Consider the following 25,803-nt stretch of genomic DNA (forward strand, 5'->3'; position numbering starts at 1 on the left):
ACTCCACCTTCGTCGGCAGGAATTCGTGGCGGTTGGTCCACCATCGGCCTGCTTCTTCCCTTGACGCCGACTATGCCGCCGGCACTGGCCCATCCTATGGGCCAGTCGGTCCGGTTGCATATGCCAGAGCGCTAAAGGACGGAGCCACGCGCGCGGCTCCCTCTAGGGGGCAGGCGATGGATCAGGCGGCCGCGGGCCTGCGTCCAGCGGCGGTGGCCAGTTCGCGGATGCCTGGCTCGATGTGCTGCAGCGCGATCGACGAGATGCCCAGCCGCATGAAACGCGAAGGTTTTTCAGTCTGATCGAAGAAACGGTCGCCCGGTTCGATGATGACGCTGCGCGAGGCTGCTGCCTCGGCCAGCCCGCGTGCATCGGTGCCGCGCGGTCCCTCGAGCCACAGCGATGTGCCGCCAGCCGAATCGGTCGAGCGCCACTCCGGCAGGAAGGCGGAAATCGCATGGACCAGCCGCTTGCGCCGCTCGTCGAAGGCTGACGACAGCCGCCGCACCAGCGCCTCGTGGTGACCAAGCGACAGGAACAGTGCCACGGCGCGCTGGTTGTTGGCCGGCGGATGACGCAGCATGAAGCGGCGCAGCGCCCTGAGTTCGGAGATCAGGCCAGCGGAAGCGACGATGTAGCCGAGCCGCAGGCCCGGAGCCAGCGTCTTCGACATCGAGCCGACATAGACGACGCGGCCGGAACGATCGAGGCTCTTCAACGCCTGCTGCGGTGCTTCGTCGAGGAGCTGGCTGTCATAGCCGTCCTCGATGATGATCTGGTTGTAGCGGTTGGCGCGCGCCAGAAGGTCCTGCCGCCGTTCCGCCGACAGCGGCACCATGGTCGGGCAATGATGGCTTGGGGTGACGAAGACGAACCCGGAATCGTTGGCAATAGAAGCGGTTACGATGCCGGACTGGTCGACCGGCACTGGCTGTATCTCGGCACCCGCAAGACGAAAGATCGAGCGTGCGTCGGGGTAGCCGGGATCCTCCATCGCCACCTTCGAGCCCTTGGACATCAGCAGCGTCGCCAGCATGTAGAGCGCGTTCTGGGCGCCCAGCGTGACGATGATCTCGTCGGGATTGGCGAAGATGCCGCGCCGGGGCAAGAGCCGCGCCTGGATCTGCTCGATCAGCAGCGGATCGTCGCGGTCGACCATGTCGGACGCCCAGTTGCGGATCTCGAGCACGGCAAGCGCCATGCGATTGCACTCGCGCCACTCGGCGGTCGGAAACAGCGCCGGATCGAACTGGCCGTAGACGAAGGGGTAGGACGACTTGATCCAGTTCTCGTGCTTGGCCGGCGGCGGCATGTCGCTGGCGGCGATCTTGCGACGTGCCTTCCAGTCGATCTCGTTGGCCTGGTCGGGGGCCTTCTGGTGCGGCTTGGCCGGCGTTGCCAGCACATCGGGATTGACGAAATGGCCACGCCGCTCGCGCGCCACCAGGAAACCCTGGTCGACGAGCTGCTGGAACGCCAGCACCACGGTTCCGCGCGCCACGCCGAGTTTTTCGGCCAGGATCCGGCAGGAAGGAAGCGGCATCGAAGCGGCGATCTGGCGGTCGAGAATGGCGGCCACGATGGCCTGGCGGATCTGCGCCTGCAGGGTCTGTCCGGATTCCGCCGAAATCCGGAACAGGCCGGACCATATGGCCGTATCGTTACGCTGTGGCATGGAAGATGTTCCTCGATGGCCAGCCTTTTTCGCTTGGCTGGACCAGCCGAACGTAACCGTGGCACAAGGGGTTGCGCCAATCAATTTTTCTGATCGTTGGGATTTATGCCAGTGATCCTTCACGCCATTTTGATGCTGCGCTGCGCCATCGCTGCGTGACTCCATGCGTCATCGCTGCGCATTGAAACGAGTGGAATTAGGCTCGATAGATCGTCGCGACGACACGCGCCGGAAACATCCGGTCCGTAATGATGGCTCTAGGTCTCGGAGTTTGGCAGTGGATCAACCGTCCTTTCAAAAACAGCTTGCCGCCCTGCGCGATCATCGCGCGGCCGCGCCCGCCAGCATGCGCCAAGCTTTTGCCGCCGACCCCAAGCGCTTCGAAACATTCTCCGCCACCGACGGCGACCTTCTGCTCGACTGGTCGAAATGCGCCGTCGACGCGACCACCATGGACCTGCTGGAAAAGCTCGCCAAGGCGGCCGATCTCGAAGGCCGCCGCGCCGCCATGTTCGCCGGCAAGAAGATCAACGTCACCGAGGACCGTGCCGTGCTGCACACGGCGCTGCGCAACCTGACCGGCAAGGGCGTCACCGTCGACGGCCAGGACGTCAAGGCGGACGTTACTGCCGTGCTCGACGCCATGGGCGCCTTTGCCGATGCCGTGCGATCGGGCAAGGCGACTGGGGCCACCGGCAAGAAGATCACTGATATCGTCAACATCGGCATCGGCGGTTCCGACCTCGGCCCGGCCATGGCGACGCTGGCGCTGGCGCCCTATCATGACGGGCCGCGCGCGCATTACGTCTCCAACATCGACGGCGCCCATATCCACGACACGCTGAAGGGCCTGTCCGCCGAAACCACGCTGTTCATCATCGCCTCCAAGACCTTCACCACCGTCGAGACGATGACCAATGCGCAGACGGCGCGCAAATGGGTGCAGGAAGCGCTCGGCAAGGAAGCGGTAGGCAAGCATTTTGCCGCCGTCTCGATCGCGCTCGACCTGGTCGCCAAATTCGGCATCGCGCCGGATCGCGTCTTCGGCTTCTGGGATTGGGTCGGCGGGCGCTATTCGCTCTGGGGCGCGATCGGCCTGCCGGTGATGATCGCTGTCGGGCCGACGAATTTTCGTGCTTTCCTCGATGGCGCGCACGAGATGGACGAGCATTTCCGCACCGCGCCCGTAAAGCAGAACCTGCCGGCGCTGCTTGGGCTGGTCGGCTGGTGGCATCGCGTGATCTGCGGGTATCCGGCCCGCGCGGTCATCCCCTATGACCAGCGCCTGTCCAGGCTGCCGGCCTATCTGCAGCAGCTCGACATGGAATCGAACGGCAAGAGCGTTACCCTCGAAGGCACGGCGGCGACGACGCCGACCGGGCCGCTGGTCTGGGGCGAGCCCGGCACCAACGGCCAGCATGCCTTCTTCCAGTTGCTACACCAGGGCACCGATTTCATCCCGGTCGAGTTCCTCGCCGCGGCCGTCGGGCACGAGCCCGACCTCAAGCATCAGCACGATCTGCTGCTCGCCAACTGCCTGGCGCAGTCGGAAGCGCTGATGAAGGGCCGCACGCTCGAGGAGGCGCGCGCCCAGATGCTGGCCAAGGGCATGAAACCGGCCGAAGTCGACAAGATAGCGCCGCACCGCGTCTTCTCCGGCAACCGGCCCTCGGTGACCATCCTCTACCGCAAACTCGACCCGCGCACCTTTGGCCGGCTGATCGCGCTCTACGAGCACCGCGTCTTTGTCGAGGGCACGCTTTTCAACATCAACTCCTTCGACCAGTGGGGCGTCGAACTCGGCAAGGAACTGGCCACCGGCCTTTTGCCTGTCGTGGAGGGCAAGGAAAGTGCCGCGAAGCGGGACGCATCGACCGCTGGCCTTGTGGGATTCATCCACCATTTGCGTGGCTCGGAGTGAAAAGCTTGGCAGACATCAAGGGAATATTGTTCGACAAGGACGGTACGCTTGTCGATTTCAACGCGACCTGGCTCGGCGTTGCCGACTTCATGGCCATGGATGCGTCCGAGGGCGATCGCTGGAAAGCCGACAGGCTGCTGGCCGCTGCCGGCTTCGATTTCGCCAACAAGCGCTTCAAGCCGGACTCGATCTTTGCGTCCGGCACCAATCTCGACGTCGTCGAATTGTGGTTTCCGCGCTTGTCCAACGAGGACCAGATGCTGGCGGTTGCCCGCTTCAACGAGATCACCTCCGTACAAGGCTCGGCGATGGCCGTGGCGCTGCCGGGCATCGTCGACACGCTGACGGCACTGCACAGGAAATCCTACCGGCTTGGCGTCGCCACCAATGATTCGACCAGCGGCGCGGAAAAGACACTGGTCACGCTCGGCGTCGCCCAATTGTTCGACGCGGCCTATGGCTACGACGCGGTGGCCAATCCGAAGCCGGCGCCAGACACGATCCTGGCCTTCAGCGATCTCACCGGCCTCAGGCCGGCGGAAATCGCCATGGTCGGCGACAACCGCCACGACCTCGAAATGGCGCGTGCCGGCGGCTGCGGGCTGGCGGTCGGCGTGCTCTCCGGCACCGGCACCCGCGAATCGCTGGCCGGCATTGCCGACGTTGTCCTGGATTCCGTCGCCGATCTGCCGGATTTTCTCTCGGCGCGGGTCAAGGAGACGATCTGACGGCCAAGGCGGGGCGAAATCAACTTGGGCTTTTCCCGCCAACGGCTGAGATTGGTGGAAAGCGGCAGATTTCGGGGAAGCAGCTCAGGAAAGCAGACGTGCAGTTCGCTCGCTTCTATGTCTGTCATGGGCCGAAGAACGAACCCGCTGCGCGGGAGGGCGCCTGCGGTTGAGGTAGAGATCAAGAACCGGTCGTCGCGCCCGCGTTGAGCAGGGTTCGGCAAGGGCAGAGCATCACAGGCTTCTTCAACAAGGAGCCTGACTATGCCTCATTCAATTCTCGAAGCTTCGATCAGCCCGTTGCGCCAGCGACTGATCGACGACATGAACATGCGACGTTTCTCACGGGAGACACAGCGCAACTATCTCCGCGACATCGGACGCCTGGCGACATTCCTTGGGCGATCACCAGACACAGCGACCACCGATGACCTGCGCCGGTTTCAGATCGAGCAGCAGGAGGACGGCGTTCCGGTTCCGACGATGAACAGCATCGTGTCAGCGCTGCGCTTCTTCTTCACCCACACGCTCGACCGCCCGGACCTGGCGCGCCGGCTCGTCCGGCTGTCGCATCCGCGTAACCTGCCCGTGGTGCTGAGCCGCGACGAGGTTGCCCGGTTGCTCAACGCCACCACCTGCCTCAAGCACCAGGCGGCACTCTCGGTCGCCTATGGGGCCGGCCTGCGTGTCGCGGAGGTGTCGATGCTGAAGGTCGCCGACGTCGACAGCGAGCGCATGCTGCTGCGCGTCGAACGCGGCAAGGGCGGGCGGTATCGCAACGCCATGCTCTCGGAGGATCTGCTCACGCTTCTGCGTGAGTGGTGGAAGGTCGGGCGGCAGCAGGGCGTAATGCATCGCGACGGCTGGTTGTTTCCCGGGCAGCACGCGATGAAGCCGATCAGTACGCGGCAGCTCTATCGCATAGTCGTCGAGGCGGCCCAATCCGCCGACATCGCCAAGCGGGTCGGGCCGCACACGCTGCGTCACAGCTTCGCCACCCACCTGCTGGAGGACGGCACCGACATCCGGATCATCCAGGTCCTGCTCGGGCACGCCAAGCTCAACAACACCGCCCTTTACGCGAAGGTTGCGACCCGAACGGTGCGTGCCGTGACGAGCCCGCTCGACAAGCTCGGCCTGTTCAAGCCGGGAGAGACCTCGCCCGGTGGCTAATCCGTGCGCGCCTCGATCGAGGTCGCCGACATCTTCCGTGCTGCCGGACCCGCCTACCGGGCCGCCCATGCAGGTCACCTGAGCCTCGTCCAGCTCAAGGTGATGTCGGCGATCGAGCATTGCCGCACCGCAGCCCTCGGCGGTCACGTCGAGGCCTGCGAGGACTGCGGCCAGTGGCGCATCGCCTACAACTCCTGCCGCAACCGGCACTGCCCGAAGTGCCAGGGCGCAGCCGCGCGGACATGGCTTGCCGAGCGCGAGGCCGACCTGCTGCCGGTCGGCTACTTCCATGTCGTGTTCACGCTGCCCGCCGAGGTCGCCGACATCGCCTTCCACAACAAGGCGCTGGTCTACGACCTGCTGTTCAAGGCGGCATCGGAGACGATGCTGACGATCGCGGCTGATCGGAAGCACCTCGGTGCGCGCATCGGCATCACTGCGGTCCTCCACACCTGGGGTTCGGCGCTGACCCACCACCCGCACGTGCACATGATCGTGCCGGGCGGCGGCATCGCGCCGGACGGGAGCCGCTGGGTCTCGTCGCGTCCAGCCTTCCTTCTCCCGGTGCGCGTGCTCGGCAAGTTGTTCCGACGCCTGTTCCTCACCCGGCTGCTCGCGCTGCACGACGCCAGCCGGCTCGGCTTCTTCGGCACACTTGCTCATCTCACCGAGCGGCAGACATTCCTGCGCCACCTTGCTCCCGTCCGGAAGACGCGCTGGGTGGTCTACGCCAAGGCGCCGTTCGCCGGACCGGAGGCAGTGCTCGCCTACCTGTCGCGCTACACCCACCGGGTCGCGATTTCGAACAGCCGCCTGATCGCCTTCAACGCGAGCGGCGTCACCTTCCGCTACAAGATCCCATGAGGGTATGGATAGCGACCGGAGCTGTAATAGAGCGAGGTTGTTTGAACTCTCTGGAGACCCACCATGTCTATTACAACTGATCAATCTGCAGCGCCTGCCGCTATCCGTGTCGAGCTTGACGCAATTTTTATCTCTTTGGAACTGAGCAAATCAGCCTGGCTGATCACCTCGCTGTCGCCGGGTGCCACCGATAAGATGTCCCGGCACACGGTTGTCGGTGGCGACATTGCCGGACTGTTTGTACGTATCGACGAACTCCGTTCCAAAGCGCTGGCCAGGACTGGCAGGCTCTATCGAGTGGTATCTATTCACGAAGCCGGACTTGATGGATTCTGGCTTCACCGCTTACTCGATCGCGAAGATTGGATAGAAAGCCATATCGTGGACGCCGCCTCGATTGCCGTCTCGCGCAAGCGCCGGCGGGCGAAGACAGACCGGATCGACGGCGAGACGCTTATCCGGACGTTGTTGGCCTACAAGCGAGGGGAGCCCCGCGTCTGCTCTATGGTGCGAGTTCCAACCTCGCAGGACGAAGACCGTCGCAGGATCGGTCGCGAGCGCAAAGTACTCGTCGACGAACGAACGCTCCATATCAACCGCATCAAGGGTTTGCTGTTTAGCCAGGGCATTCGGGGCTATGAGCCTGGGCGCCGCGATCGCCGCGAGCGCCTTGAGGAGCTCCGCACGGGTGATGGTCGCGATCTGCCTCGGCACACCAAGGCCCAGCTTCTTCGCGAGCTCGGTCGCCTCGAATTACTGATCGAACAAATCAAGGCGGTGGAGGCCGAGCGTGACGCGGTTCTAGCGCAGGAGAAGGCGGCCCTGACCGAACCCGCAACGATGCTGCTCGGCATAAGGGGGATCGGCCCAGAATTCGCCAATGTCATCTACAGCGAATGCCTGTCCCGGCACTTCGACAACCGAAGACAGGTCGCATCCTACGCAGGACTTGCCGCAAGTCCCTGGCAAAGCGGTTCAATCAATCGTGAGCAGGGTATCTCGAAGGCAGGCAACCCACGTCTTCGAACAGCAATGGTCCAACTCGCATGGCTGTGGTTGCGTCACCAGCCGAATTCGATGCTGAGCCGCTGGTTCCAGGAACGGGTGAAGCACAATGCCGGAAAGCGCAAGGCGACGACAATTGTTGCCCTGGCCCGCAAGCTGCTGGTGGCGTTCTGGAAATATGTGACGTTCGGTGTTCTCATCGAGGGAGCCGCCATCAAAGCCACCTGATGCGACGACAGACGTAAAGTTATTCCCATCCCCAGGGCCTGATTAGCCCTGACGGATCCAGGGGGACGAACCGTGGTAGTCCATGGCTCAAAGCAAGCCGCCTACAAGAATGGTCTCGTCCTTCTGAGCCCTTGCCCGCCGAAAGCGGGATAGTGGTGCAGCCGCTGGGCGGCGACCGGATGTGAGGTTGATCAGGCCCGGATATCGGGCAGTGTCGTGCAACCGGGCTCAGACCGTGGATACCGTCTTCGAATAAGGAACGAATAATGTCGCCATGATGCCCCGACTTGACGTGATGACCCTCATGTGAGGACTACCGTCGCGACGGCGCCGACCGGCAGCAGGTCATGACGCTTGGCCCCGCCGAGTTCATCCGCCGCTTCCTGCTCCACGTGTTGCCGCGCGGCTTCCACCGCATCCGGCACTATGGACTGCTCGCCGGCTCCGCCCGCAAGGCCAGTCTCACGCTCGCCCGTGAACTCCTGGACGTCGCCGCGCCGCCCGACCCCAGCGAACCGGACGACTTCCGCCCGTCATGCCCCTGCTGCGGCGGATGCATGATCGTCATCGAGACGTTCGAAAGGTGGAGGCAGCCACGCGGACCGCCGGACGCAACGGCGACGAACCGGGAGTACTGTTCATGACCCGGCCTGGCCTACTCCAATCAGCCGCAGGCACTCAGCCTCCGGCAACGGACCCACGCGTGTCCATGGTGATCATCAACGCCGACAGGACCGCGCCCAGCTGCCCAATGTCCCGACAACACCGCGCGCAGGCGCAACGAAGCGGCCTGTCCGCATCCATCCCCGCGCTTCCAGGCGGCGGACACGCCATCGCCGACACCTGCCGCAAATCGAAATCCCCATAGCCATCGAATGTGGCCCGCGGGTTCCTTCCTCGGGGACTTTCGTACGCCTGCCGGCGCCCGAAACTCTTCACGGGAGCAGAGGTCCTCTTGTGGTGCAGGGAAGAACGATAGCGGACGTTCACCCTCCAAGGTCCGATGTCGTGAGCTGCCCCAAACCGGTCGTTACTCACTTTGCGGGATACTGCGATGCGAGTCGCCAAAACTGACCTTCGCTGCGACCCCTATTGGACCCTCGGCCCGAGCAGTTTGGAACTCCGCAACAGAAGGTCATAGCCTTCCGCGAATGCAAGGGGCCATCTGCAGTCGGGCCGTCTCTGCAATCTTCCAGCATGGTTGCTGTGTAGGTACAGCAGTCACTTCCACAGCCTACCAGGCATAGGCCCCCGGCGCTTCGCCGCCGGGGCCTGGCCAAATCTTGTCCAGCCTCGTCAGTGTTTCATTCGAGAGGTTTAGCGAGGGTGCCTTCAAGTTCTCGCGTAGTTGCACCACCGCCCGGGGGCCGCTGATTACCGCGGTGACAATCGGATTGTGGAGCAACCACGCGAGGGCCACGAGGGCAGGCGCTTCGCCCAGTTCATCGCAGAGCGCTTCATAGGCTTCCAGTTGCGGGCGCAGTTCGGCGACCCGCGTTTGAAGCAGCGACGACGAGCCGTGCCCCTGGGCTGCCCCGCGGAGCACGCCGCCGAGCAACCCACCGCCGATCGGTCCATAGGGGATGAGGCCCACCCCGTAGTGACGCAGCGCCGGGATCACCTCTAGCTCGATGGTACGCTGCGCGAGGTTGTAGAGGCTCTGCTCGGACGCTAATCCCAGCAGATTGCGCGACGCGGCCGTGCACTGGGCAGTGGCGATGTCCCAGCCGGCGAAGTTGCTGCTGCCCACGTAGGTGATCTTGCCCTCGTGGATCAGCTGCTCCATCGCCTGCCAGATTTCCTCCCACGGCGTGGCCCGGTCGACGTGATGCATCTGGTAGAGATCGATGTGATCGGTCTTCAGCCGCCGCAAGCTGGCTTCGCAGGCGCGTCGGATGTGATAGGCAGACAAGCGGCGATCGTTGGGACCAGTATCCATCGGCTGGTAGACCTTCGTCGCCAATACAATCCGGTTGCGCCGGCCGCCCTGCGCGAGCCAACGGCCGATGATCTCCTCGGAGGTGCCGTAGCCCTTCTCCATTTCGGGCGATTGCGGGCCGCCATAAACATCCGCCGTGTCGAAGAGATTGATGCCGGCGTCGAGAGCTTCGTCCATGATCGTGACACTGTCCGACTCATCGATCTGCCAGCCGAATTCCATCGTGCCAAGGGCTAGTCGGCTGACCTTGATGCCGGTCCGGCCTAGATGAGTGTAATTCATGGCAAACGCCTTAGATTTGTTTCAGGATAACGACTTCTGCCCCCGTTACTTCAGATGCATCCATGCCATGCGCAACCTAGCGGAATACTCCAGCTACAACCGCCCATCTTGTACCGCAACTCGCACGTACAGCGAAGCTCCGCTTTCCGCCCTAGGTGCCTAATTCTAGCGCGATGCAGCTAGGTCGGCTCTCCGCCCTCCTCGCTCACGTGTGCTCTTGGCGCAAAGCCGGCTGCGGCTTCTGCAGTAGCGATGTCCGCTTTTGGTGAATGGACTGGACCGTATGAATGACCGCCATGCGGCGCAAAACGGCCAACGCGGTGCCGCAGTCGAAAGTCTGCTTTCAGGTAACGGCCAGCAACGTTGTTGCGGCAAAGATGGAGGTCCGAATCCGGTCATTCCGAGTGACTGGGTTTTGATCTCAGCGCCAGCGGTCATCCGCCTCGAAGGAAAACACACCGCTCGGCTTGCTCGCGGCACCCTTCGCGTCGCCGAAATCCGGCACCTGGTATTCGGCGAGCAACCGCAGCCGGGATAGCGGCAGATCGGCGCGGCGGGGATCACCGACCAGCACGTCGATGCCGGCTGCCAGGCAGCGGTCGAGGAACGGGATGACGCGTAGAGCGACCTCGCGGCCGTAGAACACGTCCCCTGCAAGCACGAGGTCGACGGCCGGTGGCGGACCTGTGGTGATATCCTTGTCGACAATGGCGATCTCGACGCCGTTGGCTGCGGCATTGAGGTCGATCGCGGCAACGCCGTTGCGGTCGATCTCGGCGGCGATCACTTCGCGTGCCCCAGCCTTCGCGGCGGCGATGCCGACAAGGCCGGAGCCGGCACCAAGGTCGAGCACGCGGCGTCCCGCCACGGTCATCGGATGGTCGAGGACATAGCGCGCGAGCACGGTGCCGCCGGCCCATGCATAGGCCCAGTAGGGCGGTTGTGGCTCCGGCGCGTCTTCCGCATCGTCTTCGGGCTCGACGAGCCGCCTCAATCCGCTGCCGGGGTGAGCCATGTAAAACTGGATTTCTGGAAGCGCAGGCACAGGAACAAGGCGCATGTTCGCCTTGATAAACGTGGCCGGGTCGAGGCGCGAGCACCGATCCGGCGCATCGTTGTCGGCAAGATCGTTATCCACTATTCGCGCAGCGCTCGCCGCAGGATCTTGCCGACCGGCGTCTTCGGCAGCTCGGTGCGGAATTCGATGTATTTGGGCCGCTTGTAGCCGGTCAGGTTCTCGCGGCAAAAGGCGGTCAGCGTCTCGGCCGTCAGCGCCGGATCCTTCTTGACCACGAACAGTTTCGGCACTTCGCCCGAATGCTCGTCCGGCACGCCGATCGCCGCCACTTCGAGCACGCCCGGATGCATCGCCACGACTTCCTCGAGCTCGTTTGGATAGACGTTGAAGCCCGAGACCAGGATCATGTCCTTCTTGCGGTCGACGATCTTGGTGTAGCCGCGCTCGTCCATGAAACCCATGTCGCCGGATTTGAAGTAGCCGTCCTTGGTCATCACCTTGGCGGTCTCATCCGGCCGGTTCCAGTACCCCGCCATCACTTGCGGTCCCCGGATGCAGACCTCGCCGACCTCGCCGAGCGGCAGATTGTTGCCGTCGTCGTCGCGGATGGCGATCTCGGTCGAGGGCAGCGGCAGGCCGATCGTGCCGGTGAAGTCGCCGGCGGTGAACTTGTTGGCGGTGGCCACCGGCGAGGTTTCCGAGAGGCCGTAGCCTTCGGTGACCGAACAACCGGTCAGCGCCTTCCAGCGATCGGCGACGCCCCTCTGCACCGCCATGCCGCCACCCAGCGTCAGTACCAGCGGCTTGAAGTCGAGCTTGCGGAAATCCTCATTGTTGAGCAGCGCGTTGAACAGCGTGTTGAGGCCGGGAAAGATGTGCACCGGATATTTCTGCAGTTCCTTGACGAAACCGGGAATGTCGCGCGGGTTGGGGATGAGCACATTTCGGGCGCCCTGCTGCATGCCCATCAGCGCGTTCACCGTCAGTGCGAAGATATGATAGAGCGGCAGTGCGCAGATGAAGTTGGGGTGCGCCGGTTTCGGCTTGATCGTGTAGGCGTCCTCCATCCACTGCGCGTTCTGCGCGACATTGGCGAGCACGTTGCTGTGCAGCAGCGTGGCACCCTTCGACACGCCCGTGGTGCCGCCCGTATATTGCAGGAACGCGACATCATCGGCTGCCACCTTGGCCGGCTCAAAACCCATGCCGGCGCCGGCCTTCATTGCGGCATTGAACTTGACATGGCCGGGCAGCGACCATGCCGGCACCATCTTCTTCACGCGGCGCACGACGAAATTGACGATGGTGCCCTTCAGGCCGCCGAGCATGTCGCCCATCGCGGCGACCACCACATGCTTGACCGCCGTCCTGGCGATCACCGCCTGCAAGGTGTTGGCAAAGTTCTCCAGGATGACGATGGCTTGCGCACCGGAGTCTTTCAGTTGATGTTCGAGTTCGCGCGGCGTGTAGAGCGGATTGATGTTCACCACGACATAACCGGCGCGCAGCACGGCCATCATCGCCACCGGATACTGCAGCACGTTGGGCATCATCAGCGCGACGCGCGCGCCTTTCTGAAGGCCTTTCGATTGCAGGTAGGCGCCGAAGGCCGCCGACAGCCGCTCGACATCGGTGTAGCTGATGGACTTGTCCATGCAGGTGAAGGCCGGCTGGGCGGAGAATTGCTTGCAGGCGGCAACCAGGAAATCGCCGATCGAGCTGTAGGGCAAGGCGCCGATTTCGGCCGGCACGTTTTTCGGATAACTCTTGAGCCACGGCTTCTCCGGCAGGCCGGCGGCCAGCGCCGTCAGTGCTTTCGGCAATCCCTTGGCGGCGGCCATGGCAGGTTTGGCTGCCGATGGCGCCTTGGCTGCAGCTGCCTTCGCCACCGGCTTGGCGGCGACGGACTTTGGCGTAGCCGCGGGCTTCCCAGCCGCAGTCTTGGCCGCCGGCTTTGGGCTTGCCTTTACTGGCGCGGTGGCCGCCTTTGGCTTGGCCGCGGCGGCTTTGGCAGCTGGCGCTTTCGGCTTGGCCGTACCGGCTACTTTGGGAGCCGCCTTGGCTCCCGCTTTCCCCGGTGCCGTCGTCCTTGATGCTTTTGCCACCCGTTCCTCCCTGGACAATTCTTGTTCGTTCGCGCCGCGCTCGCCCCTGAATTGACAGAGACGTCCTCCGCTGCCGCCGTTATGTCACTATGTATTGCCTCCATTGCCGACCGTGCAAGTCTTGCCCTTGCGGCAAGGCGGCGAAAGATTTGCCGCCGAAAATCTTTCCTGCCGCCAACACTCGCGCCCTGTGTCCTGGCGCACCCTCGGCTGCTCGCAAGCGCGCGCGGTATCGATATCGCCGGATCGGCGATCAATAAAAAAATGCGGTCGTTAATAATAGCGTGAATGGAAAAAACTGCTAATTTTTTCTGCCATTTAGCAAAATCGCGGATTTTTTTCCTGCTTCCCGCGGGGTAAGCAAACGGGGTGTTCCAAAGCCGGAAAAACGGTGCTTATATGCGCGCTTCGCGAGCCTGATAGAGGGGCTTGGAAGAACATCAGGGAGTGCTCAATGAAGAAGAAACTGACTTTTGCAGCCGCGTTGCTGGCTGCAAGCGTCCTGGGCGGCGTGGCCAACGCGAAAACTCTGGTCTATTGCGCGGAAGCTTCGCCGGAAGGTTTTGATCCGGCGCCGTATACCGCCGGCCAGACGTTCGACGCGTCGTCGCGCACCGTCTTCAACCGCCTTGTCGAATTCGATCACGGCAAGACAACGACCTCGCCGGGCCTGGCTGAAAGCTGGACGATCTCCGACGATGGCAAGGAATATGTCTTCAAGCTGCGCAAGGGCGTCAAGTTCGCCGCCACCGACTATTTCACCCCGACGCGCGACTTTAACGCCGACGACGTGGTGTTCTCTTTCGAACGTCAGGTCGACAAGAACGGCCCGTGGTTTCAGTACATTCCGGGCATTGCCTACCAGTATTACAATGACCAGTTCGGCGAAAACATCACCAAGGTCGAGAAGGTCGATGACCTGACGGTGAAGTTCACCCTCAAGGAGCCGGCAATCACCTTCATTCCGACGCTGGGCATGGACTTTGCCTCGGTCGTCTCCAAGGAATATGCCGACAAGCTGCAGGCGGACAAGACGCCTGAACTGTTCAACCAGAAGCCGGTGGGCACCGGCCCGTTCATCTTCGTCGACTACCAGACCGACGCCGCCATCCGCTACAAGGCCAATCCGGACTATTGGGGCGGCAAGCAGAAGATCGACGATCTGGTCTTCGCCATCACCACCGATCCGGCGGTTCGCGCGCAGAAGCTCAAGGCTGGCGAATGCAACATCATGTCGTACCCGGCACCGGCCGACATCGCCGGCCTGCAGGCTGATGCGAACCTGAAGGTCGACGAGCAGGAAGGCCTCAATGTCGGCGCGCTGATGTACAACACCCAGCAGAAGCCGTTCGACGACGTGCGCGTCCGCAAGGCGCTCAACATGGCCATCAACAAGAAGGCCATCATCGACGCCGTCTTCCAGGGTGCCGGCCAGGTCGCCATCAACCCGATCCCGCCGACCATGTGGTCCTACAACAAGGAAGTGAAGGACGATCCGTACGATCCGGATGCGGCCAAGAAGCTGCTCGAAGAAGCCGGCGTCAAGGACCTCAAGATGAACGTCTGGGCCATGCCGGTGTCGCGCCCGTACATGCCGAACGCGCGCCGCACCGCCGAACTGATCCAGTCGGACTTCGCCAAGGTCGGCGTCACTGTCGAGATCGTCAGCTACGATTGGGGTGAATACCTCAAGCGCGCTTCCGCGGTCGATCACGACGGCGCCGTCATCGTCGGCTGGACCGGCGACAATGGCGATCCGGACAACTTCCTCGGCGTGCTCCTGAGCTGCGCTTCCGTCGGTTCGAACAATCGCGCGGAATGGTGCAACAAGGACTTCGATGCGCTCATCAACAAGGCCAAGACCGTTTCGGACCAGGCCGAGCGCACCAAGCTCTATGAACAGGCACAGGTCATCTTCAAGGAACAGGCACCCTGGGCGACGCTCGCTCACTCCAAGGTGTTCATGCCGATGCAGAAGACCGTCACCGGCTTTGCGATGGATCCGCTCGGTATCCATCGCTTCGACGGCGTCGATATCGCCGAATAAGGTTGCGAAACGGGGGCGTCGCCACTTGGTGGCGCCCCCACTCGCCCGCCATGCTGCGTTATATCCTCGGCAAGCTCGCCCTCATCATCCCGACCTTCATCGGGATAACCATCCTCGCCTTTGGCTTCGTGCGCATCCTGCCCGGTGATCCGGTGCTGGTGCTTGCGGGCGAACGCGGCCTGTCGCCCGAACGCCACGCGGCACTGATGCACCAGTTCGGTTTCGACCTGCCAATATGGCAACAATATTTGACCTATCTGACGAACATCCTCAGCGGTGATTTCGGCACCTCGTTTTCCACCAAGACGCCGGTGCTCAAGGACTTCCTGGTGCGCTTCCCGGCAACGGTCGAGCTCGCCATCTTCGCCATGATCTTTGCCGTCATCCTGGGGGTCGCCGCCGGCATTTTCGCCGCCATCCGCCGTGGCTCCTGGTTCGACCAGCTGACCATGGGCACCGCCCTGGCAGGCTATTCCATGCCGATCTTCTGGTGGGGCCTGCTGCTGATCATCGTGTTTTCCGGCACGCTGCACTGGACGCCGGTTTCCGGCCGCATCGACCTTCTCTACTTCTTCAAGCCGGTGACCGGCTTCATGACCATCGATTCGCTGATCTCGGGGCAGAAGGGCGCCTTCCGTTCGGCGCTGTCGCACCTCATCCTTCCGACCGTCGTGCTCGGCACCATTCCGCTCGCGGTCATCGCCAGGCAGACGCGGTCGGCCATGCTCGAAGTGCTGGGTGAGGATTATGTCCGCACCGCGCGCGCCAAGGGCTTGACCCCGTTCCGGGTCGTCGGCCTGCATGCCTTCCGCAACGCGCTGATCCCGGTCGTCACCACCATCGGCCTGCAGGTCGGCACGCTGTTGACCGGCGCCATCCTGACCGAGAGCATCTTCTCGTGGCCCGGCATCGGCAAATGGATGATCGACGCCATTTCCAAGCGCGACTATTTCACCGTGCAGGGCGGGTTGCTTTTGATCGCGTTGATCGTCATGTCGGTGAACCTCATCGTCGACGTGCTCTACGCCGTCATCAACCCACGCATCCGGGCCAACTGACATGAGCAACGAAGGCCCAGCCACCATCGAAGCCGCGACCGTCGTCAAGCAGCAGGACGCAAGGCTGCAGATGTTCGGCGAGTTCTGGCATTACTTCTCCGTCAACAAGGGCGCGGTGATCGGGCTCTTCGTCTTTGCGCTGCTGATCCTGATCGCCATCTTCGCGCCGCTGCTGGCGCCGCATTCGCCGGACGATCAGTTCCGCGACTTCTTCCTGACGCCGCCGGCCTGGCAGGAGGGCGGCAACGCGCAGTTCCTGCTCGGCACCGACGCCGTCGGCCGCGATATGCTGTCGCGCCTGATCTACGGCTCGCGGTTTTCGCTCGCCATCGGCTTTGTCGTCGTCACCACCGCACTGATCTCCGGCGTCATCCTCGGCCTGCTTGCCGGCTACTGCCGCGGCTGGGTCGACACGCTGATCATGCGCATCATGGACATCATCCTGGCGTTCCCATCCCTGCTGCTGGCCCTGGTGCTTGTCGCGGTTCTCGGGCCTGGCCTCGTCAACGCCATGATCGCCATCGCCTTCGTGCTGCAGCCGCATTTCGCCCGGCTCACCCGCGCCGCCGTGATGGCCGAGAAGACACGCGAATACGTCGTCTCGGCCAAGGTCGCCGGTGCCAGCCATCTGAGGTTGATGCTGGTCACCATCCTGCCCAACTGCATCGCGCCGCTGATCGTGCAGGCGACGCTGTCCTTCTCCAACGCCATTCTCGAGGCGGCCGCCCTTGGCTTCCTCGGCATGGGCGCGCAGCCGCCGACGCCGGAATGGGGCACCATGCTGGCCGAGGCGCGCGAATTCATCCTGCGCGCCTGGTGGGTGGTGACCTTCCCCGGCCTCGCCATCCTGATCACCGTCTTCGCCATCAACCTGATCGGCGACGGCCTGCGCGATGCGCTCGACCCCAAGCTGAAGAGGTCGTGAGCATGCCTCTGCTCGAGATCAAGAACCTCACCGTCTCCTTCGACACCGCGGCCGGACCGTTTATGGCCGTGCAGGGCATCGATCTCGCGATCGAGCCGCGCGAAGTGCTGGCGATTGTCGGCGAGTCCGGTTCCGGCAAGTCGGTGGCGATGCTGGCGGTGATGGGCCTGTTGCCCAACACGGCGACGGTCAAGGCCGACCGCATGGCCTTCGACGGCATCGATCTGTTGAAGCTCAGCCCGTCCGAACGCCGCAAGATCGTCGGCAAGGACATCTCGATGATCTTTCAGGAGCCGGTCGCAAGCCTCAACCCGTGCTTTAACGTCGGCTTCCAGATCGAGGAGGTGCTGCGCTTCCACATGGGGATGGATCGCGCCCAGCGCCGGGCGCGGGCCATCGAATTGATGAAGCTGGTCGGCATCGCCGACCCGGAAGAACGGCTGAGTTCGTTTCCCCACCAGATGTCCGGCGGCCAGTGCCAGCGCATCATGATCGCCATCGCCATTGCCTGCAATCCGAAACTGCTGATCGCCGACGAGCCGACGACCGCACTCGACGTCACCATCCAGAAGCAGATCCTCGATCTCCTGGTTTCGCTGCAAGCCAAATACGGCATGGGCCTGATCATGATCACCCACAATATGGGCGTGGTGGCCGAAACCGCCGATCGCGTCATTGTCCAGTACAAGGGCCGCAAGATGGAAGAGGCCGACGTGCTGTCGCTGTTTGAATCACCGAAGAGCAACTACACCCGCGCGCTTTTGTCGGCGCTGCCGGAGAACGCGGTCGGTGACCGGCTGCCGACCGTGTCCGACATGATGTTCGAGCCGGCGCCCTCGGGAGCCGCCTCATGAGCGTCACGGTCCTCGAAGGCAAGAACATCGTGCGCGACTACCACATTGGCGGCGGCCTGTTCACCGGGCCGCGCACCGTGCATGCGGTCAAGGGTGTCTCGTTCAAAGTCGACAAGGGCAGGACGCTGGCCATCGTCGGCGAAAGCGGCTGCGGCAAGTCCACGCTCGCCCGCATCATCACGCTGATCGATTCGGCGACATCCGGCGACCTGTTCATCGACGGCAACAAGGTCGACATCGCCAGGAACGCATTGACGAAGGAGATGCGCCGCAAGGTGCAGATCGTTTTCCAGAACCCCTACGGGTCGCTCAATCCGCGCCAGAAGATCGGCGACGTGCTGGGCGAGCCTCTGCTGATCAACACTGACAAGCCGGCCGCCGAGCGGCGCGACCTTGCGATGAAGATGCTAAAGAAGGTCGGCCTCGGCCACGAGCACTACAACCGCTATCCGCACATGTTCTCCGGCGGTCAGCGTCAGCGCATCGCCATTGCCCGCGCGCTGATGCTCAACCCAAGCCTGCTGGTGTTGGACGAACCGGTCTCCGCGCTCGATCTGTCGGTGCAGGCACAGGTGCTCAACCTGCTCGCCGACCTGCAGGACGAGTTCCAGCTGACCTATGTCTTCATCAGCCACGACCTCTCCGTCGTACGTTACATCGCCGACGACGTGATGGTGATGTATTTCGGCGAAGCGGTCGAATACGGCTCGCGCGACGAGGTCTTCGCCGACCCCAAGCACAGCTACACCAGGACGCTGTTCGCCGCGACACCGCGCGCCGACGTCGCCTCGATCAAGGCGAGGCTGGCGAAGAAGAAGGCGGCTTAGAGTCGAAACCCAACTGGTCCAAGCGACCGAGGTTTACCCGAAGACGACTTACGTCTGCCAAGGCAGGGACGACCGCTTTGCGCCTCATCTCAGTCATTCCGCCGGCCCCTCCAGTTCTCCAGAAGCGGACGTTGCTGGTGTCAACGCCACAGGCGAGGTTGCGCCACGAGCAGACGTTCCCGACGCTTTTCAGGAGCGGACCTTCGCTTATCGTGAAGAGTTTCGGGCGCCGGCAGGCGTACGAAAGTCCCCGAGGAAGGAACCCGCGGGCCACAGGCGGTGGCTATGGGGATTTCGGATTTCGGCCGGTGTCGGCGATGGCGCGCCCGCCGACGGGAAGCGCGGGGATGGGCGCGAACAGGCCGCCTCGTTGTGCCTCCGCGCGGTGTTGTCGGCCGGGCGCTGGTCCGGAGGCGCGCCTGTCGGGGTCAACCATTACCAAGAACACGCGTGGGTCCATTGCCGGAGGCTGAGTGCCTGCGGCTGAACGCTGGATACCATGCCGGGTCATGGGACGTTCTCCCGGCTCGTCGCGGTTGCGTCCGGCGGTCCGCGCGGCTGCCTCCAGCGTTCGAAGGTCTCGATGACGATCATGCGTCCGCCGCAGCACGGGCATGACGGGCGGAAGTCGTCCGGTTCGCTGGGGTCGGGCGGCGCGGCGACGTCCAGGAGTTCACGGGCGAGCGTGAGACTGGCCTTGCGGGCGGAGCCGGCGAGCAGTCCATAGTGCCGGATGCGGTGGAAGCCGCGCGGCAACACGTGGAGCAGGAAGCGGCGGATGAACTCGGCGGGGCCAAGCGTCATGACCTGCTGCCGGTCGGCGCCGTCGCGACGGTAGTCCTCACATGAGGGTCATCACGTCAAGTCGGGGCATCATGGCGACATTATTCGTTCCTTATTCGAAGACGGTATCCACGGTCTGAGCCCGGTTGCACGACACTGCCCGATATCCGGGCCTGATCAACCTCACATCCGGTCGCCGCCCAGCGGCTGCACCACTATCCCGCTTTCGGCGGGCAAGGGCTCAGAAGGACGAGACCATTCTTGTAGGCGGCTTGCTTTGAGCCATGGACTACCACGGTTCGTCCCCCTGGATCCGTCAGGGCTAATCAGGCCCTGGGGATGGGAATAACTTTACGTCTGTCGTCGCATCAGGTGGCTTTGATGGCGGCTCCCTCGATGAGAACACCGAACGTCACATATTTCCAGAACGCCACCAGCAGCTTGCGGGCCAGGGCAACAATTGTCGTCGCCTTGCGCTTTCCGGCATTGTGCTTCACCCGTTCCTGGAACCAGCGGCTCAGCATCGAATTCGGCTGGTGACGCAACCACAGCCATGCGAGTTGGACCATTGCTGTTCGAAGACGTGGGTTGCCTGCCTTCGAGATACCCTGCTCACGATTGATTGAACCGCTTTGCCAGGGACTTGCGGCAAGTCCTGCGTAGGATGCGACCTGTCTTCGGTTGTCGAAGTGCCGGGACAGGCATTCGCTGTAGATGACATTGGCGAATTCTGGGCCGATCCCCCTTATGCCGAGCAGCATCGTTGCGGGTTCGGTCAGGGCCGCCTTCTCCTGCGCTAGAACCGCGTCACGCTCGGCCTCCACCGCCTTGATTTGTTCGATCAGTAATTCGAGGCGACCGAGCTCGCGAAGAAGCTGGGCCTTGGTGTGCCGAGGCAGATCGCGACCATCACCCGTGCGGAGCTCCTCAAGGCGCTCGCGGCGATCGCGGCGCCCAGGCTCATAGCCCCGAATGCCCTGGCTAAACAGCAAACCCTTGATGCGGTTGATATGGAGCGTTCGTTCGTCGACGAGTACTTTGCGCTCGCGACCGATCCTGCGACGGTCTTCGTCCTGCGAGGTTGGAACTCGCACCATAGAGCAGACGCGGGGCTCCCCTCGCTTGTAGGCCAACAACGTCCGGATAAGCGTCTCGCCGTCGATCCGGTCTGTCTTCGCCCGCCGGCGCTTGCGCGAGACGGCAATCGAGGCGGCGTCCACGATATGGCTTTCTATCCAATCTTCGCGATCGAGTAAGCGGTGAAGCCAGAATCCATCAAGTCCGGCTTCGTGAATAGATACCACTCGATAGAGCCTGCCAGTCCTGGCCAGCGCTTTGGAACGGAGTTCGTCGATACGTACAAACAGTCCGGCAATGTCGCCACCGACAACCGTGTGCCGGGACATCTTATCGGTGGCACCCGGCGACAGCGAGGTGATCAGCCAGGCTGATTTGCTCAGTTCCAAAGAGATAAAAATTGCGTCAAGCTCGACACGGATAGCGGCAGGCGCTGCAGATTGATCAGTTGTAATAGACATGGTGGGTCTCCAGAGAGTTCAAACAACCTCGCTCTATTACAGCTCCGGTCGCTATCCATACCCTCATGGGATCTTGTAGCGGAAGGTGACGCCGCTCGCGTTGAAGGCGATCAGGCGGCTGTTCGAAATCGCGACCCGGTGGGTGTAGCGCGACAGGTAGGCGAGCACTGCCTCCGGTCCGGCGAACGGCGCCTTGGCGTAGACCACCCAGCGCGTCTTCCGGACGGGAGCAAGGTGGCGCAGGAATGTCTGCCGCTCGGTGAGATGAGCAAGTGTGCCGAAGAAGCCGAGCCGGCTGGCGTCGTGCAGCGCGAGCAGCCGGGTGAGGAACAGGCGTCGGAACAACTTGCCGAGCACGCGCACCGGGAGAAGGAAGGCTGGACGCGACGAGACCCAGCGGCTCCCGTCCGGCGCGATGCCGCCGCCCGGCACGATCATGTGCACGTGCGGGTGGTGGGTCAGCGCCGAACCCCAGGTGTGGAGGACCGCAGTGATGCCGATGCGCGCACCGAGGTGCTTCCGATCAGCCGCGATCGTCAGCATCGTCTCCGATGCCGCCTTGAACAGCAGGTCGTAGACCAGCGCCTTGTTGTGGAAGGCGATGTCGGCGACCTCGGCGGGCAGCGTGAACACGACATGGAAGTAGCCGACCGGCAGCAGGTCGGCCTCGCGCTCGGCAAGCCATGTCCGCGCGGCTGCGCCCTGGCACTTCGGGCAGTGCCGGTTGCGGCAGGAGTTGTAGGCGATGCGCCACTGGCCGCAGTCCTCGCAGGCCTCGACGTGACCGCCGAGGGCTGCGGTGCGGCAATGCTCGATCGCCGACATCACCTTGAGCTGGACGAGGCTCAGGTGACCTCACATGAGGGTCATCACGTCAAGTCGGGGCATCATGGCGACATTATTCGTTCCTTATTCGAAGACGGTATCCACGGTCTGAGCCCGGTTGCACGACACTGCCCGATATCCGGGCCTGATCAACCTCACATCCGGTCGCCGCCCAGCGGCTGCACCACTATCCCGCTTTCGGCGGGCAAGGGCTCAGAAGGACGAGACCATTCTTGTAGGCGGCTTGCTTTGAGCCATGGACTACCACGGTTCGTCCCCCTGGATCCGTCAGGGCTAATCAGGCCCTGGGGATGGGAATAACTTTACGTCTGTCGTCGCATCAGGTGGCTTTGATGGCGGCTCCCTCGATGAGAACACCGAACGTCACATATTTCCAGAACGCCACCAGCAGCTTGCGGGCCAGGGCAACAATTGTCGTCGCCTTGCGCTTTCCGGCATTGTGCTTCACCCGTTCCTGGAACCAGCGGCTCAGCATCGAATTCGGCTGGTGACGCAACCACAGCCATGCGAGTTGGACCATTGCTGTTCGAAGACGTGGGTTGCCTGCCTTCGAGATACCCTGCTCACGATTGATTGAACCGCTTTGCCAGGGACTTGCGGCAAGTCCTGCGTAGGATGCGACCTGTCTTCGGTTGTCGAAGTGCCGGGACAGGCATTCGCTGTAGATGACATTGGCGAATTCTGGGCCGATCCCCCTTATGCCGAGCAGCATCGTTGCGGGTTCGGTCAGGGCCGCCTTCTCCTGCGCTAGAACCGCGTCACGCTCGGCCTCCACCGCCTTGATTTGTTCGATCAGTAATTCGAGGCGACCGAGCTCGCGAAGAAGCTGGGCCTTGGTGTGCCGAGGCAGATCGCGACCATCACCCGTGCGGAGCTCCTCAAGGCGCTCGCGGCGATCGCGGCGCCCAGGCTCATAGCCCCGAATGCCCTGGCTAAACAGCAAACCCTTGATGCGGTTGATATGGAGCGTTCGTTCGTCGACGAGTACTTTGCGCTCGCGACCGATCCTGCGACGGTCTTCGTCCTGCGAGGTTGGAACTCGCACCATAGAGCAGACGCGGGGCTCCCCTCGCTTGTAGGCCAACAACGTCCGGATAAGCGTCTCGCCGTCGATCCGGTCTGTCTTCGCCCGCCGGCGCTTGCGCGAGACGGCAATCGAGGCGGCGTCCACGATATGGCTTTCTATCCAATCTTCGCGATCGAGTAAGCGGTGAAGCCAGAATCCATCAAGTCCGGCTTCGTGAATAGATACCACTCGATAGAGCCTGCCAGTCCTGGCCAGCGCTTTGGAACGGAGTTCGTCGATACGTACAAACAGTCCGGCAATGTCGCCACCGACAACCGTGTGCCGGGACATCTTATCGGTGGCACCCGGCGACAGCGAGGTGATCAGCCAGGCTGATTTGCTCAGTTCCAAAGAGATAAAAATTGCGTCAAGCTCGACACGGATAGCGGCAGGCGCTGCAGATTGATCAGTTGTAATAGACATGGTGGGTCTCCAGAGAGTTCAAACAACCTCGCTCTATTACAGCTCCGGTCGCTATCCATACCCTCATGGGATCTTGTAGCGGAAGGTGACGCCGCTCGCGTTGAAGGCGATCAGGCGGCTGTTCGAAATCGCGACCCGGTGGGTGTAGCGCGACAGGTAGGCGAGCACTGCCTCCGGTCCGGCGAACGGCGCCTTGGCGTAGACCACCCAGCGCGTCTTCCGGACGGGAGCAAGGTGGCGCAGGAATGTCTGCCGCTCGGTGAGATGAGCAAGTGTGCCGAAGAAGCCGAGCCGGCTGGCGTCGTGCAGCGCGAGCAGCCGGGTGAGGAACAGGCGTCGGAACAACTTGCCGAGCACGCGCACCGGGAGAAGGAAGGCTGGACGCGACGAGACCCAGCGGCTCCCGTCCGGCGCGATGCCGCCGCCCGGCACGATCATGTGCACGTGCGGGTGGTGGGTCAGCGCCGAACCCCAGGTGTGGAGGACCGCAGTGATGCCGATGCGCGCACCGAGGTGCTTCCGATCAGCCGCGATCGTCAGCATCGTCTCCGATGCCGCCTTGAACAGCAGGTCGTAGACCAGCGCCTTGTTGTGGAAGGCGATGTCGGCGACCTCGGCGGGCAGCGTGAACACGACATGGAAGTAGCCGACCGGCAGCAGGTCGGCCTCGCGCTCGGCAAGCCATGTCCGCGCGGCTGCGCCCTGGCACTTCGGGCAGTGCCGGTTGCGGCAGGAGTTGTAGGCGATGCGCCACTGGCCGCAGTCCTCGCAGGCCTCGACGTGACCGCCGAGGGCTGCGGTGCGGCAATGCTCGATCGCCGACATCACCTTGAGCTGGACGAGGCTCAGGTGACCTGCATGGGCGGCCCGGTAGGCGGGTCCGGCAGCACGGAAGATGTCGGCGACCTCGATCGAGGCGCGCACGGATTAGCCACCGGGCGAGGTCTCTCCCGGCTTGAACAGGCCGAGCTTGTCGAGCGGGCTCGTCACGGCACGCACCGTCCGGGTCGCAACCTTCGCGTAAAGGGCGGTGTTGTTGAGCTTGGCGTGCCCGAGCAGGACCTGGATGATCCGGATGTCGGTGCCGTCCTCCAGCAGGTGGGTGGCGAAGCTGTGACGCAGCGTGTGCGGCCCGACCCGCTTGGCGATGTCGGCGGATTGGGCCGCCTCGACGACTATGCGATAGAGCTGCCGCGTACTGATCGGCTTCATCGCGTGCTGCCCGGGAAACAACCAGCCGTCGCGATGCATTACGCCCTGCTGCCGCCCGACCTTCCACCACTCACGCAGAAGCGTGAGCAGATCCTCCGAGAGCATGGCGTTGCGATACCGCCCGCCCTTGCCGCGTTCGACGCGCAGCAGCATGCGCTCGCTGTCGACGTCGGCGACCTTCAGCATCGACACCTCCGCGACACGCAGGCCGGCCCCATAGGCGACCGAGAGTGCCGCCTGGTGCTTGAGGCAGGTGGTGGCGTTGAGCAACCGGGCAACCTCGTCGCGGCTCAGCACCACGGGCAGGTTACGCGGATGCGACAGCCGGACGAGCCGGCGCGCCAGGTCCGGGCGGTCGAGCGTGTGGGTGAAGAAGAAGCGCAGCGCTGACACGATGCTGTTCATCGTCGGAACCGGAACGCCGTCCTCCTGCTGCTCGATCTGAAACCGGCGCAGGTCATCGGTGGTCGCTGTGTCTGGTGATCGCCCAAGGAATGTCGCCAGGCGTCCGATGTCGCGGAGATAGTTGCGCTGTGTCTCCCGTGAGAAACGTCGCATGTTCATGTCGTCGATCAGTCGCTGGCGCAACGGGCTGATCGAAGCTTCGAGAATTGAATGAGGCATAGTCAGGCTCCTTGTTGAAGAAGCCTGTGATGCTCTGCCCTTGCCGAACCCTGCTCAACGCGGGCGCGACGACCGGTTCTTGATCTCTACCTCAACCGCAGGCGCCCTCCCGCGCAGCGGGTTCGTTGTGTGCCCAGCATGTTCAACCGCTTGGGGGTGAAAGTCCCCTTGCCAACCTGATGGAGGTGAAGGCTTAGCAAAGCGCAAGGGCATTACCGCGAGGTGGTGTCTGAAGGAAGCGTGGAGCAAAACCGCGACCTGACGAACAGAAACCGGATATGAGGCATCCCTGGCCGGACGAGCGGGCAACGTGTCGCGAAGTCCATATCCATCAAGGGGCAGGGCTGTAGATCCGGCAGGTGCGCGGGGAAGGCGATTGAACTTACCTGGGGAGGCCTGCGTCATGTTCCGACTTCGGAACTGAGGGAACCGCAAGGTGACCTGACCGTGATGCAGGAGTCAGCAGAGGGCGTAGTAGGTGATGCTGTCGGCAAGGCTAGTGAGGCACTCCAAGCCGAAAGGCGGAGCAAACGGATAGGCCGAGCCGGAAACGATGACCGAAGGCCCGAACGATTGGAAGTGGCAAATAGGACTGGCAACTCATGAGTGGAAAGCGGCAGAAGACCCAGTACTCACTGGCCCTGGAACCGAGGGACCGGGGT

The 25,803-nt window shown here is 63.1% G+C and carries 16 protein-coding genes and 5 pseudogenes; 11 read left to right on the forward strand and 10 right to left on the reverse strand.

Annotated elements, in window-relative coordinates:
• Positions 1-181: 181 nt before the first annotated feature.
• A complete protein-coding gene (pdxR, locus tag ACFOJ9_RS37110; protein ID WP_378986899.1) occupies positions 182-1,675 on the reverse strand; it encodes a MocR-like pyridoxine biosynthesis transcription factor PdxR in 1,494 nt (497 codons plus the stop codon).
• Between the two features lie 271 nt (positions 1,676-1,946).
• Between pdxR and pgi the strand changes: the two genes are divergently transcribed.
• The 6 genes and pseudogenes from pgi to ACFOJ9_RS37140 all read left to right on the forward strand — a co-directional run.
• Entirely contained in the window at positions 1,947-3,596 is a 1,650-nt protein-coding gene (gene pgi, locus ACFOJ9_RS37115; protein ID WP_378986901.1) for a glucose-6-phosphate isomerase, read from the forward strand.
• A 5-nt stretch (positions 3,597-3,601) separates the two neighbouring features.
• Entirely contained in the window at positions 3,602-4,324 is a 723-nt protein-coding gene (locus ACFOJ9_RS37120; protein ID WP_127267316.1) for an HAD family hydrolase, read from the forward strand.
• A 264-nt stretch (positions 4,325-4,588) separates the two neighbouring features.
• Positions 4,589-5,497, forward strand: a complete 909-nt coding sequence (locus ACFOJ9_RS37125; RefSeq protein WP_378982693.1) for a tyrosine-type recombinase/integrase — start codon at positions 4,589-4,591, stop codon at positions 5,495-5,497.
• 3 nt (positions 5,498-5,500) lie between these two features.
• Positions 5,501-6,352: pseudogene (locus ACFOJ9_RS37130) on the forward strand (IS91 family transposase); the annotation flags it as partial.
• Positions 6,353-6,424: 72 nt separating this feature from the next.
• Positions 6,425-7,594 carry an IS110 family transposase gene (locus ACFOJ9_RS37135; protein WP_378977626.1) on the forward strand — a complete coding sequence of 390 codons (1,170 nt, stop codon included), beginning with the start codon at positions 6,425-6,427 and terminating at the stop codon, positions 7,592-7,594.
• 308 nt (positions 7,595-7,902) lie between these two features.
• A pseudogene (locus ACFOJ9_RS37140) lies at positions 7,903-8,238 on the forward strand (transposase); the annotation flags it as partial.
• Positions 8,239-8,828: 590 nt separating this feature from the next.
• Here ACFOJ9_RS37140 and ACFOJ9_RS37145 read toward each other — a convergent pair.
• From ACFOJ9_RS37145 to ACFOJ9_RS37155, 3 genes are all read right to left on the reverse strand, one after another.
• Positions 8,829-9,815 carry an aldo/keto reductase gene (locus ACFOJ9_RS37145; RefSeq protein WP_378986904.1) on the reverse strand — a complete coding sequence of 329 codons (987 nt, stop codon included), beginning with the start codon at positions 9,813-9,815 and terminating at the stop codon, positions 8,829-8,831.
• 421 nt (positions 9,816-10,236) lie between these two features.
• On the reverse strand, positions 10,237-10,875 hold the full coding sequence (locus ACFOJ9_RS37150; RefSeq protein WP_378986906.1) for a class I SAM-dependent methyltransferase: 639 nt from the start codon (positions 10,873-10,875) through the stop codon (positions 10,237-10,239).
• A gap of 77 nt (positions 10,876-10,952) precedes the next feature.
• Positions 10,953-12,938, reverse strand: coding sequence for a long-chain fatty acid--CoA ligase (locus tag ACFOJ9_RS37155; protein WP_378986908.1), 1,986 nt, complete (start codon positions 12,936-12,938; stop codon positions 10,953-10,955).
• 454 nt (positions 12,939-13,392) lie between these two features.
• Here ACFOJ9_RS37155 and ACFOJ9_RS37160 point away from each other — a divergent pair, with 454 nt between their 5' ends.
• The 5 genes from ACFOJ9_RS37160 to ACFOJ9_RS37180 all read left to right on the forward strand — a co-directional run bounded on the left by ACFOJ9_RS37160 (position 13,393) and on the right by ACFOJ9_RS37180 (position 18,649).
• Positions 13,393-14,985: an ABC transporter substrate-binding protein gene (locus tag ACFOJ9_RS37160; protein WP_378986910.1), complete on the forward strand. Its 1,593-nt coding sequence runs from the start codon at positions 13,393-13,395 to the stop codon at positions 14,983-14,985.
• Positions 14,986-15,035: 50 nt separating this feature from the next.
• Complete coding sequence (locus ACFOJ9_RS37165) at positions 15,036-16,043, forward strand: ABC transporter permease subunit (RefSeq protein ID WP_378986912.1); 1,008 nt, start codon at positions 15,036-15,038, stop codon at positions 16,041-16,043.
• 70 nt (positions 16,044-16,113) lie between these two features.
• A complete protein-coding gene (locus ACFOJ9_RS37170; protein ID WP_244482870.1) occupies positions 16,114-16,968 on the forward strand; it encodes an ABC transporter permease subunit in 855 nt (284 codons plus the stop codon).
• A 2-nt stretch (positions 16,969-16,970) separates the two neighbouring features.
• Positions 16,971-17,822 carry an ABC transporter ATP-binding protein gene (locus tag ACFOJ9_RS37175; protein WP_378988305.1) on the forward strand — a complete coding sequence of 284 codons (852 nt, stop codon included), beginning with the start codon at positions 16,971-16,973 and terminating at the stop codon, positions 17,820-17,822.
• Positions 17,819-18,649, forward strand: a complete 831-nt coding sequence (locus ACFOJ9_RS37180; RefSeq protein ID WP_378986914.1) for a dipeptide ABC transporter ATP-binding protein — start codon at positions 17,819-17,821, stop codon at positions 18,647-18,649. Before ACFOJ9_RS37175 ends, ACFOJ9_RS37180 begins: the two co-directional genes overlap by 4 nt.
• Positions 18,650-19,156: 507 nt before the next feature.
• On the opposite strand, the pseudogene ACFOJ9_RS37185 reads toward ACFOJ9_RS37180, so the two are convergent.
• From ACFOJ9_RS37185 to ACFOJ9_RS37210, 6 genes and pseudogenes are all read right to left on the reverse strand, one after another.
• Positions 19,157-19,492, reverse strand: a pseudogene (locus tag ACFOJ9_RS37185) (transposase); the annotation flags it as partial.
• A gap of 308 nt (positions 19,493-19,800) precedes the next feature.
• On the reverse strand, positions 19,801-20,970 hold the full coding sequence (locus ACFOJ9_RS37190; RefSeq protein WP_378977626.1) for an IS110 family transposase: 1,170 nt from the start codon (positions 20,968-20,970) through the stop codon (positions 19,801-19,803).
• Between the two features lie 72 nt (positions 20,971-21,042).
• Positions 21,043-21,825: pseudogene (locus tag ACFOJ9_RS37195) on the reverse strand (IS91 family transposase); the annotation flags it as partial.
• A gap of 310 nt (positions 21,826-22,135) precedes the next feature.
• Positions 22,136-23,305, reverse strand: coding sequence for an IS110 family transposase (locus ACFOJ9_RS37200; protein WP_378977626.1), 1,170 nt, complete (start codon positions 23,303-23,305; stop codon positions 22,136-22,138).
• Between the two features lie 72 nt (positions 23,306-23,377).
• Positions 23,378-24,229 (reverse strand): annotated as a pseudogene (locus ACFOJ9_RS37205) (IS91 family transposase); the annotation flags it as partial.
• Between the two features lie 3 nt (positions 24,230-24,232).
• Positions 24,233-25,141, reverse strand: coding sequence for a tyrosine-type recombinase/integrase (locus tag ACFOJ9_RS37210; RefSeq protein ID WP_378982693.1), 909 nt, complete (start codon positions 25,139-25,141; stop codon positions 24,233-24,235).
• Positions 25,142-25,803 lie beyond the last annotated feature (662 nt).

Source organism: Mesorhizobium cantuariense (assembly GCF_042647205.1).
In the GTDB taxonomy this organism is placed as follows: Bacteria; Pseudomonadota; Alphaproteobacteria; order Rhizobiales; family Rhizobiaceae; genus Mesorhizobium; species Mesorhizobium cantuariense.